This window comes from Streptococcus sp. 27098_8_70, assembly GCF_041432215.1.
GTDB classification, from domain to species: Bacteria; Bacillota; Bacilli; order Lactobacillales; family Streptococcaceae; genus Streptococcus; species Streptococcus oralis_CP.
In genome coordinates, this window is record NZ_JAPVZD010000004.1 from 1 (window position 1) to 12,615 (window position 12,615).

3 protein-coding genes are annotated in these 12,615 nt (G+C 43.2%); all 3 read left to right on the forward strand.

From position 1 onward, the window contains the following. The coding region (locus tag O3655_RS07405; protein ID WP_371641275.1) for a ZmpA/ZmpB/ZmpC family metallo-endopeptidase at positions 1-5,114 on the forward strand (5,114 nt) is incomplete at its 5' end. A gap of 248 nt (positions 5,115-5,362) precedes the next feature. Beyond that, positions 5,363-11,788 (forward strand): ZmpA/ZmpB/ZmpC family metallo-endopeptidase, encoded by a 6,426-nt coding sequence (locus O3655_RS07410; RefSeq protein ID WP_371641276.1) that lies wholly within the window; start codon positions 5,363-5,365, stop codon positions 11,786-11,788. A 246-nt stretch (positions 11,789-12,034) separates the two neighbouring features. Next, positions 12,035-12,415: a hypothetical protein gene (locus tag O3655_RS07415; protein WP_000849881.1), complete on the forward strand. Its 381-nt coding sequence runs from the start codon at positions 12,035-12,037 to the stop codon at positions 12,413-12,415. The last annotated feature ends 200 nt before the right edge of the window (positions 12,416-12,615 follow it).

The window sequence follows — 12,615 nt, forward strand, 5'->3', positions numbered from 1 at the left end:
CAGAATATCCGCTAACTTACACTGACGAAACGCGCGTTGAAAAAATCAACTTTAACATTCGTGAAGAAGAAACGGATGAATTGGTTCGTGATGCTCGTCAAATCGCCACTCCAGGCGTTCAAGGCGAACGGACCATCAAGACTCGTGTCTACAGTTCTAACGGTCAAGTTGTTGATCGTCAAGAGTTGTCTAATGAAGAAACCTTGGCTCCAGTAACGCAAATTGTCAAAGTCGGCACAGCTAAACCAAGCATGGTACCGAATGAAGCTCCGAAAGCAGATATTCTGCCAGAATACCCGCTAACTTACACTGACGAAACGCGCGTTGAAAAAATCAACTTTAACATTCGTGAAGAAGAAACGGATGAATTGGTTCGAGATGCTCGTCAAATTGCGACTCCAGGAGTCCAAGGTGAGCGTACGATTAAGACTCGTGTTTACAGCTCTAACGGTCAGGAAATCGATCGCCAAGAATTGTCTAATGAGGAAACCCTAGCTCCAGTAACGCAAATTGTCAAAGTCGGAACAGCTAAACCAAATATGGTACCAAATGATGCACCAAAAGCGGAAGCTTTAGAGGAGTTCGATTTAATTTCACTGCATAATCTCTTGGCAGAAGCGGATCAGATTAAAGCTCAGGCCAGTTATTTCAACGATAGTCAGAGTCATCAAGCTAACTATGATGCTGCTTTGACGGCAGGTCAAGCTATTCTGAGCCAATCTCAAGCTAGCCAAGCAGAAGTCAACCAACTGGTGGAACAAATCAATCAAGCCAAGGCGCAATTAAGTGGTCTTGAAGTTGTTAAAACAGCTCTTCAGACTGAGTACGATTTAAATCCAACGGTTAAAACCTCGGTTAAATATAAGAATGCGGATTCAGAAAAGCAGACAGCTTATACTGACGAATTGACCAAGGCAGAGGGAGTTTTGAACAATCAGACTGCTACACAAGTACAGGTCAACCAAGTTCTTGCTAGCCTGACAGAAGCCAAAGAAGCTCTAAATGGAGTGCCTAAAGTCAAGCCGACTGTTTCAATTCTAAGTCTGACTGAGAATGCTGATGATAAGTCAGTGACGGTCCAATATAGATTGGAAGACCAGACCCAGTCCTTCCGTTCAGCGACTGCAGAATTGTACCAGGGAGACCAGCTGATTCGCACTCTTCCGATTACCAACTTTGCTGGCAGCTTGAAAATTGGCGACCTAGACTACTACACAGGCTACACTTTGAAAACCAAGTTGACTTATGAATTGGATAATGGTAGCTTTACTGAGTTTGAAACAGACAGTCGTAACTTTGAGCTAGAATACAAGAAGATTGCCTTCCGTGATATTGATTCCGTTGAGTTTTATCATAAAGAAAACGACCAATACAAGCGCTTTGTATCGATGAACTCTATGCCTACGGATCTGTCTACTTACTTCGTCAAGATCAAATCAAGCGAATCCAAGGAAATTCTCCTACCAGTTCACAGCATTTCTGAAGCAGAGAAAGATGGCAAGGCAGTCTATAAGGTTAATGTAACCCTTCCTGAACTCGTCCAAGAAAGTGAAACGGGCTATAAGTCTGGGCACGACTTCTACATCAGTAAGGCAGTCCCAAGCCAGCAAAATGTCTACACTAGCTTTGCTAGATTGGTAGACGCTATGAAGCGAAATATGGCAGGAAATTATGTGTTGGGAGCTGATTTGGATGCTAGTGAGGTTAGTCTTGCACCTGCAGATTATGTCTACCTCAAAGGGAACTTCACAGGTAGCCTGACAGGTAGTCATAATGGTAAGCAATACGCCATTTATAATCTAGCCAAACCTTTATTTGAAAACCTCAAGAACGGATCTTCTATTACCAATATCGACTTTAAAGATGTGAATATCGTGGGTACCTATGACTCGGCTGCGCTGGCACGTAATGCGGAGAATGCGCGAATCACAGATGTTTCTGTTCAGGGGAGAGTATCGGTAGTAGGAAACGCCTCTAACGTAGCGGGTCTAGTAGTTAATGGAACCAATACGAAGATTACAAATAGTTCCTTTACGGGTACCATCCTATCTAACAGTCAACACATCAAAGCCTATAACGTAGGTGGTTTGGTTTCAAGCCTTAAAGGAGGAGAATCTCTTCTTAGCCAAAGTAAAGCAGATGTAACGATTATAAGTGGTGCACGATCAAATGAACAACGTATCGGTGGTTTGGTTGGACGTCTAGAAAACAATGCTCGAATTACCAAATCTTATGTGACAGGAAAAGTATATAATGCAACCACTAACGGTCAAATCGGTGGAGTGGTCGGCTCGAACTACTTTAATGGTTTAGTTGATAATGTGATCAGTAATGTTAGCGGTACAAATGTTTACAGTATTTCTGGGGATCAGGGCTACAAAAACGACCGCATTACGCAAGCATATAAAGTTGCTAAGAGTGAAACCTTGAAAAACGATCAGTTTGTTACTTCTACAATTACTCAAGAAGAAATGGAAGAAAAACTGACTGCTATGGACATCACGACTAGCCTAGATGACACGAATCTAAATACGCGTTTTGTCGACTATGGTGAGGAAAAAAATGTTCAATTCGACCGCGGATATTCTTACGCAAATATGGAGAAACTGCTTCCTTTCTACAATAAAGAAACCATTGTTTCGTTTGCGAACAAGATTCCGAAAGAGCATAAGTTGAACAAGGAGTACCTACTGGATGTTGTTCCGATGAAAGGTGACCAGGTTATCACTGATATCCATGGCAATAAAACAGCAATCAATCGTTTGATGCTTCACTACATGGACAATACCATTGACTACCTAGAAATATCTTATCAGGGAGATTTCGTCAACCAAGGTATTGCTGAGTATAGTATCAAGGGGTTAGACCTTCTTTATACTCCAGAAGTCTTTGTATCAGATTATACTAGTATTCTAAATCAAGTGTTGCCAGAGCTGAACAAGGTCGTTCTTGATTCGCCAGCTATGCGTACAGCTCTCGGAGTAGCAGCAGACACTTCTTTAGATGAACTATACTTAGACACTGCATTTACGCAGGTGAAAAGCAAGCTATCAGGTGAGCTTCGCAAAGTGCTGGCTATGGATAAGGCTATCAATACTGAAGGTGAAGTAGTTAAGGATTATCTTGTTAAGAAGATTCTTGCTGATAAAGAAGCTTTCCTATTAGGTTTGACTTACCTTAACCGTTGGTATAATATCAACTATGATAACTTTAATGTCAAAGACTTGTCGGCTTACAAGATGGATTTCTACGGTAAGAATGACGTTTCGGTTCTTGATACAATCATTGCTTTAGGGAAATCAGGACTTGAAAATCTCAAGGCTAAGAACAACTATACAGCATATGATAATTCGCTCTCTGAAGCAACTGGCAAGCGAGGACTCTTCAATTACCTTGAAGGCTACCGTCAGCTCTTCCTACCATACAAGACCAATAATGAATGGCTCAAGACCAATACAAAAGCCTACATCGTTGAGGCTAAGTCCGATGTAGCAGAAGCGAGACAGCTTCAGGACGCAGCCGAGGGCAAGAGCAAGTACTCTGTCGGTGTTTATGACAAGATTACTGCAGATAATTGGGAACACAAGGGCATGCTCCTGCCACTCTTGACCATGACCGAGAAAGGTGTCTATGCTATCTCTAATATGTCTACCCTCTCTATGGGAGCATATGATCGTTACCGCCTGGATGCCAATAACAGAGTGCGCACAGACGCAGAACTAGTTGAATATGTCGAAGACAGAGTGAGAAAAACAGCTGAATACCAGCGCGACCACTATGATTTCTGGTACAAGATTCTGAGTCCGGAAAGCAAGGACAAGCTCTTCCGTTCGGTTCTGGTTTATGATGGGTTCTTCTTGACTGACAAAGCAGGACAAAGCTACTGGGCTCCAGCTAATGACAAAAAATCACAGGCCATGCAGGAATTCTTTGGACCAGCCGGCAAGTGGTATCCAAGCAAGGGCTACAATGCCTATGCTACGGGAAGTGTGACCCATTTTGATAGGGCACGATTATTAGAAGACTATGGAAACTCAGTCTACACGCATGAGATGACCCATAATTCTGACGGTGCAATTTACTTCGAAGGCTATGGTCGTCGTGAGGGCTTGGGTGCGGAACTCTATGCTCGGGGACTCTTGCAATCTTCGCCAAGCCCAGATGAACCAACCATTACGCTCAATACTCTCTTCAAGGTGGACAAGGATTCTAAGACACGTATGCATACCTATAATTTCAAGGAACGTGTTCAAAATGAAGCAGACCTACAACACTATGTCCATGGTATGTTTGACATGATCTACACCTTGGACTATCTAGAAGGTACTTCTATGCTGAAGCAGAGTGATGCTGCCAAGTTACAGTGGTTCAGGAAGATGGAGAATTACTATATTACAGATAAGTATGGCAAGGAGACCCACGCTGGAAACCAGACGCGAAGCTTTACAGCTGAGGAAATCAAGCAGCTGAAGACCTTTGACTCCCTGATTGAAAATGATGTGATCACTCGTAGGGAGAACAAGGAAAGCGGAAAATATGGTCGAAATGGCTACCTCAGTCTCAGCCTCTTCTCACCAATTTACTCAGCCTTGAGCAATCCAAATGGAGCACCTGGTGACGTTATGTTCCGTCGCACAGCCTATGAATTACTGGCAGCCAAGGGCTATCATGACGGATTTGTCCCTTATGTTTCTGGTCAGTACTCTCAGGAAGCCTTCGATGAAGGGATGAAAACGTGGGACGGATGGTCTGGAAGAGATGTCGGTCTCGTGACCGACCAGAAAGTCTTGGAAAATGTATTTAAAGGTGAATACACCTCTTGGGCAGCCTTCAAGAAGGCCATGTACAAGGAGCGAATTGATCAGCTGACCAAGCTGAAGCCAATCACCATTGAGTACGAGCTTAAAAATCCAAACAGTACCAAGAAAGTAACCATTCGTTCTTATGCAGAGATGCAGCAGTTGATGGACGCAGCCGTGGCAGAGGATGTACGCAACATTACCAATGCTACTAGCCGTGTCGAATCTAGCTGGGTTAACCTGCTCAAGAAGAAGATTTACAACGCTTATCTTCGTGAGACAGACGACTTCAGACAGTCTATTTTCAAGAAATAAGGAAACGATTCTGTTTGATTAAAATTTGAAAATTCCTAGGTTTAAGGCTACCTAGGAATTTTTCTGTGGTTTCTCCATGATCTTGTTTGTGCATTCAAGACCTGATAAGATAAGGATTTTGACAGCGTAAATGAACTGAAAAGATTAGCAGTTTTTTGTGGCTATTATTTATAGCAAATAAATTGAATAATCTAGTAAATTTCGGTAGAATAGAGGGGATTCAAATCATGATGAAGGAAAGATTAGAAATGAAAAGAAGTTATTTAGGAGAAAAGCACCAACGTTTTTCATTGAGAAAAGTTTCGGTTGGTTTAGTTTCTGCTTTGGTAGGGGTTTTCTACCTTTTTAGTGGAGGAGGTTCTCTTGCAAGTGTAGCAGCCAGTGAACAGACGCCATCCGTCACAAAACAGATTCACTATAAGTATGTGACAGAAAGTGAGCTCACGGACCAAGAAAAGCAATTGGTAGTCAAAGAATTGCCACAGTTTGCTGAGGAAACAGATGATACTTACTATTTGATTTATCGTCCGACGAGACAGCTGCCTGCAACTGGTCACAGCCAACTCATTAGCTCAATTGCAGCAGGGGCAGGCATTGTGCTACTGGTCGTAGCGATTAAACTGGGCAGAGATGATCGCAAGAAACTTGCTTCATTCATGCTTTTGACCAGTCTAGGAAGTCAGCTGATTGCGCCAACTTCCTTGGCTTTGACAAATCAAATGCTGGCAGACTATAATCAGGAATTGACTGTACAGGTCGGGGAAACATTGCAATCCCCACTTACGATTGAAGGCTACCAATATGTAGGGTATTTGAAATCTCAAAAAGAAGTAAACTCTCCAGTTGATGGCAAGAAAGAGTTGAATCATTCGGCTCCTATTGATACTCCAGTCCAAACTTCGAACGGAAGCCAAGCGCAGGAAGAGTATCGTTCTCAGAAACCAAGTGATGCTCCTGTATTTGAACAACCAGAGTTAAAGGTTGATAGTAAAGATACCAGTCGTACAGAGATTATTCCTTTCCAAGTGGTGGAAGTAGAGGCGGATGATTTGCCGCAAGGTCAAACTGAGGTGATTCAGGCAGGGAAAAATGGTAGTCGTACCATCGTGACCCGCAGCTACTTTTTAAATGGTCAGGTGATCCATACAGAGGAGGTTTCCAATCAGGTAACGACTGAGCCGACTTCTGAGATTAGAAAAGTCGGAAGCAAGATCCCTTCTCCTACAAAACCAAGCCCAGGGGAGTCCGTTAGCGAGAAACCAACAGACGCTCCAATAAATGAAGTTCCAAGCTTAAACGTTGAAGAAAAAGATGTTACCACAACAGTGGCTGAACCCTACACTCGAGAACGAGTAGAGAGTGATAGCTTGCCAGTTGGCCAAATCAAGATAACTCAAGCTGGTCAAGATGGCGTGCGTACAATCGTCACCCGTCAGTACATGGTAGATGGAAAAGTAGAGAGAAGCCAGGAACTCTCTAACGAAGTGACGACTCCAGCGGTCTCAGAAATCGTAACAGTTGGAACAGGCCCTGTTAGCGAGAAACCAACAGACGCCCCAATAAATGAAGTTCCAAGCTTAAACGTTGAAGAAAAAGATGTTACTACGACGGTAGCAGAACCCTACACTCGAGAACGAGTAGAGAGTGATAGCTTGCCAGTTGGTCAGACCAAGATAACCCAAGCTGGTCAAGATGGCGTCCGTACGATTGTGACTCGTCAGTATTTAGTAGATGGCAAAGTAGAGAGAAGCCAGGAAATCTCCAACGAAGTGACGACACCAGCAGTATCGGAGATCGTAACCGTCGGAACAGCTCCTGTTAGCGAGAAACCAACAGACGCTCCTGTAAATGAAGTTCCAAGCTTAAACGTTGAAGAAAAGGACGTAACCACAACAGTGGCCGAACCCTATCCAACTAAGGAAGTGGAAAGTGCAGACCTGCCTTTGGGGCAAAGGGAAGTTAGCCAAGCTGGTCAAGAGGGTGTCCGTACGATTGTGACTCGTCAGTATTTAGTAGATGGAAAAGTCGAAAATACAGAGGAAATCTCTAACACTATCACAAAAGAAGCAGTTCCTCAGATTATCAAAGTCGGTACAAAACCAATTTCTACAAATGCGGATCACGCTCCTGTGGAACCAGAAAAAGGAACCCTCGACCTCGAATCCTTGCACCAATTAGTGGAGGAGGCCGATAGCATTCAGAAAACGCATCAGTATTTCAATGATACCACTGCAGATCAAGAGTCTTATAAACAGGCAGTCGCAAATGCCCAAGCTCTCTTTGAGGCATCTCATGCTAGTCAAGAACAGGTTGATTCTTTGAAAAAAGCCCTTGAAACTGCTAAGAATAATTTAGACGGCCAACCTGTTGATAAGAAAACTCTTGGAGTTGAATTTGACATGAAGGATGTGACTCAGTCTACAGTTGCTTACCAGTATGCTGATGAACAAACCAAACTCCGCTATCGCCGTGCTCTAGATCAGGCCAAGCTCGTTTTGGACAATCCTTTCGCCAATCAAGCCTTGGTCGATCAAGTTCGGACGGATCTCGAGGCCGCTCGTCAAGCTCTGGATGGTGTCAAGAGAAAACCAACCCTCTCTCTAGTCCGTGTCGAGAAGGAAGAAGACAAACGCCAAGTTTCTCTTAGCTATCACTTGACGGATGCTACAGCTAGCTATCAATCAGCCAAAGTGCAGCTATACAAGGGTGAAACGTTAATTAAGGAAGTCGACCTTGTGGATCTCACTCAAAAATTGACGCTTGATGACTTGGACTACTATACTCCTTATACCCTCAAAACTGTCATGAAATATGACCTGGGTCAAGGGGAACAAACTAGTATAGAGGATCAACGTCCAGTTCAGCTAGATTATAAGAAGGTTGAAATCAAAGATATTGATCGTATCGAACTGTACGGTAAAGATGGTAGTCGCTACCGACGTTACCTATCCCTGTCGGAAGTGCCGTCTGATTTGGACAACTACTATGTCCGCATTCAGTCAGACAAGTTCAAGGATATGCTCTTACCTGTTACTAAGATTACAGATAAGGGCAATGCCTATTCCGTAACGGTATCAGCTAATCAGCTCGTCGAGGGAGAAGGGGATCATTATCGTCCAGATTACTCTTTTGAACTGCCGAAAACGCCTCTTAGTCAAGAAGGTGTCTATACGTCCTTCAAAGCGCTCGTAGAGGCCATGAAGTCAAACCCGACTGGAAACTTCACATTAGGAGCGGATGTTTCAGCAGATGAACTCCAGTTGGAACAGTCTGCGACAAGCTATGTACCAGAAGAATTTTCAGGTAGCCTAACTAGCCGAGTGGATGGCAAAGATTATACCATCTACAACTTGGCAAAACCACTCTTTGCAACCTTGAAAAATGCCACCATCCAGCAACTGACCTTGAAATCGACTGCAGTTACAGGCAAGGATTCTATAGGGGCCTTGGCTAGCAACGCTCAGAACGCAACGATTACGGATGTTTCTGTAAGTGGTAGTCTATCTGGGAACAAGCATATCGGTGGACTCGTAGGAGTTGCCCAAAACACAAAACTAACCAATGTTGCCTTTAAAGGATCCATCACCAGCACCCAAGATGGAGGGCAGGAGTACAATATTGGTGGCCTGGTCGGTAATTTCCACGGCAACCAATCACTGGCGCAGAAGAGTCAGGCAGATGTATCTATCCAAGTAACGGGTAGAAACGGAGACCAGCGTGTTGGAGGCTTGATTGGTCGCTTGCAAAATGGAGCTAGATTAGAAACTTCTTATGTGAGTGGTTCTATCCAGAATGGAGGTCATTCTGGCCAAGTCGGTGGAGCAATCGGGTCTACTTGGAACAATGGACAGGTCCGAAATGTCTTGACCAGTGTCAAGGTTCAAAATGGTCATGCGATGACAGGAGATCCCTATCCTGAGGCTTCTGTTCGGGACTCTTATGTTCTTGAAGGAACTACAGCAAATCGAAAAGATGAGCGTTTTGTCCGTTCTATTTCAGAGGCCGATGCGCAAGCCAAACGTCAGTCCTTTAGAATCACTTCGAACTTGACGGACCAAGAGCCATTGCAGCAAGCTTACCAGCATCAAACAGACTATAGTCGAGTGAGGGGAGCTCAGGAGTCCAGAAAGCAAGCCTACGAAAATGTAGAAAAACTATTACCATTCTACAACAAAGACTTCATCGTTCATACAGCTAACCAATTAGCTGAAGATGATAAACTCAACAAAGTAGCCCTGCTAGATGTGGTTCCGATGAAAGATGAGACACTGATAACAGATGTCAACAGCCATAAGGGTGAAATCAATAGACTGATGCTGCATTATGCAGATAAGACGATCGCTTATCTTGATCTGACCTACAAGGGTGATTTTGCCAATGGCCAGATTGCTGAATATAGCATCGCCGATAAGAATTTGCTCTATACGCCAGAGGCCTTCCTATCTGACTACCAGTCTATTAAAGAGAGTGTCTTGGATGAACTCAAATCTGTGACCTATGACTCGGCTGCAGTGCGTAAAGTATTAGGGATTGGTGAAACAGCTTCCTTAGATGATCTTTATCTAGAAAAAACCTTTGAACAAACCAAGGCTGAACTAGGTCAGGAGCTCCTCAAGGTGCTTTCAGTTGACAAGTCGATCAACACCCTAGGTCCTGCCGTAGCGGATGCGATTAGCCAAAAGATTCTGCAGAACAAAGAGGCCGTCATGCTTGGTCTGACCTATCTCAACCGCTGGTATAATGTCAACTATGGAACTTTCAACACCAAAGATCTTAATGCCTATAAGTTTGATTTCTTTGGCAATCAAGCAGCTTCGACACTGGATACTATCATCGCTCTCGGGAACTCTGGAATGGGCAATCTTCGAGCGCAAAACAACTTCAATGCTTACCGACAATCCCTAGCCAAGGAAAAAGGCAAAGGAGACCTCTTTGATTATTTAGAAAGTCTGCGTGAACTCTTCTTGCCACACAAAACCAACAGTGAATGGTTCAAGGAAAATACTAAGGCTTATATCGTAGAGGCTCGTTCAAGTCTGTCAGAAATTCAGGCTAAGCAGGACAATGCGGATCGTAAGAGTAAGTATACAATCAAGGTCTACGACAGACTGACTCAGGGAGATTGGGGCTTCAAGCAAATGGTCCTCCAACTTCTGACCTTACCTGAAAGAGATGTCTATATCATCAGCAATATGTCGACCATTGCCTTTGGTAGCTTTGGAGGCTACAGGAAAGAAGGTGGCAGAGTTCTCTCAGGTGAGGAACTCCATCGACACGTTGAAAAACTTGTGGATCAATCAGCTGAATGGCAACGAAACCACTATGACATGTGGTACAACATTCTAAGTCCAAACAGGAAAGACACTCTATTCAGACGGGTGATCGTTACAGACGGTTTCTTTCTTTATAATGATAAAGGCCAGCAATATTGGGCTCCGCGTAATGATAAGACCTCTGTTGCTATGTACAATTTCTTTGGCCCTGCTGGGAAGTATCACGGAGACAATGGACTAGGGGCCTTTGCCAATGGTTATGAAGTCTTCTACGTCTATGACCAGATGCTGGGAGCTTCTGGAACCATGGTCTATACTCATGAAATGACCCACAACTCGGATGGTTCTATCTATTTTGAAGGGCATGGTCGTCGTGAGGGTGAAGGACCTGAGAGCTTTGCTACAGGAATGTTAGAGTCTGTAACCAATGTTAGCGAAAAAGGTCTCGTGCTCAATAGCTTCTATCAGGGAGATAAAGATTCGACCTCGCGTTACCATACCTATGATCCTGTTGCCCGATTCTCCTCAGCAGATGCTCTTCGCGACTACATGCATGGAGTTTTTGACGTACTGAACCTTCTGGATTATGTTGAAGGGGATATTGTTACTGGAGTTCTAACTGATCAACAGAAAATGAAATGGTACCGTAAGGCTGAAAATTATAACTTTGAAAAAACTTCTTATGGTAAACAAGCCCACGCTGATGATCGAATTGTCCCTATAACTGCCGAAGAAGCAGCCAAACTAAAATCTGTCGATGCTCTGGTTGATCATAATATCATTGGTCGTCGCGATGGTTGGGATAGAGCTAGCTTTGGACGAAATGGCTACTATGTCATCAATATGTTTGCTTCCTTCTATGCAGCTCTGGACAATCCAACTGGTGCACCTGGGGGACTTATGTTCCGCCGTAGAGCCTACGAATTGCTCGGAGACAAGGGTTACCAACAAGGATTCGTCCCATATGTATCTGGCCAATACGCTGGCCAAGCCCTTAAAGAAGGTCATAAGACCTACTCAATCTGGAACAGAGGAGATGTCGGAGTAGTTGGAGATGATCTGGTTTTCAAAAATCTCTACGGTAGTCAGTATGAATCATGGAAGGATTTGAAGAAAGCCATGCTAAATGAGCGATACAACAAGGCTCAAAACTTCCTTCGCCCGATCACCATCGAGTTTGAAGCAGGAAAACTAGATAGCAAACGACAAATTACGATTTCTTCTTATGAGGAATTACAAGATTATATGTACTTAGCAGTACTAGCGGATGCCTCAGCTAAGAACATTGATCGTGCCTTATCAGACAGCTCTAAGAGCAGTGTCGCCCAACTCAAGTATCGTATTTTCAATGCTTATCTACGTGCTACAGACGACTTCAGACAGTCTATCTTTGAAAGATAAGCTTTTTGCAAAGATAGATACGGAAAAAGAAGATCCAAGTGATCTTCTTTTTTAGGTGAATGGCTTGCTTAGTACAAAAACGAATGAATTTACAAATAAATTGATACAGGACATATTTCTTACTCTAAATATCTGGAGAGAAATTGGAAAACATTCATCATCTAGTATACTCGTTTCGAAATTTCTTTTGTTTTTCATGAAAATATGATAAAATGATAGTTGTAAAATTTTTTTAAGGAGATTCGGATGAAAACAAAAGCACTTGCTCGCGTAAATGCGATTTTTGGTCTTATTTCAGGTATCGTCTTGCTGTTGGCACCTCTTGTTATGTTTATGATAGCTGTCGGGGCTGCTGCAGCGACGGAGGACTCTGATGCAACAGTTGGTATATTGACGATTTTTTCAATCATTTTGGCATTGGTAAAAATTGCTGTCTTGGTTTTAGGAATTGTGTCTATTGTCTATTACAAGGACGATGAGCGTGTGACCCCTGCACCGTCTGTTTTGTTTATCGTGGGTGGTTCTGTTGGATTGATCCCATTCTTGGGCTGGGTAGGAGGAATTCTGACAATCATTGGTGGATCCCTCTATTTTGGACTTTTGAAAAAGTTCGAGATTCAAGAATAATGACTTTTTGTTAGGAATATTTTCAAATAAGAGAAGGCGCTTAGCCTTCTTTTTTTGTCATCAACGACGGATAAATTTTACAAGATAAATAAGCTTTGACATTCGTGAAATCTAAAGCATTTATTGGAGACAAGGAAGTATTTTTATAGTATAATGGTGGATGTGAAATACCTATATCAAAATATAATGCTAGTTATTTT

What these genes read in the sequence shown, in the direction of transcription:
- O3655_RS07410 (WP_371641276.1), top strand. Translation starts at nt 5,363, where the DNA reads ATGAAAAGAAGTTATTTAGGAGAAAAGCACCAACGTTTTTCATTGAGA.
- O3655_RS07415 (WP_000849881.1), top strand. Translation starts at nt 12,035, where the DNA reads ATGAAAACAAAAGCACTTGCTCGCGTAAATGCGATTTTTGGTCTTATT.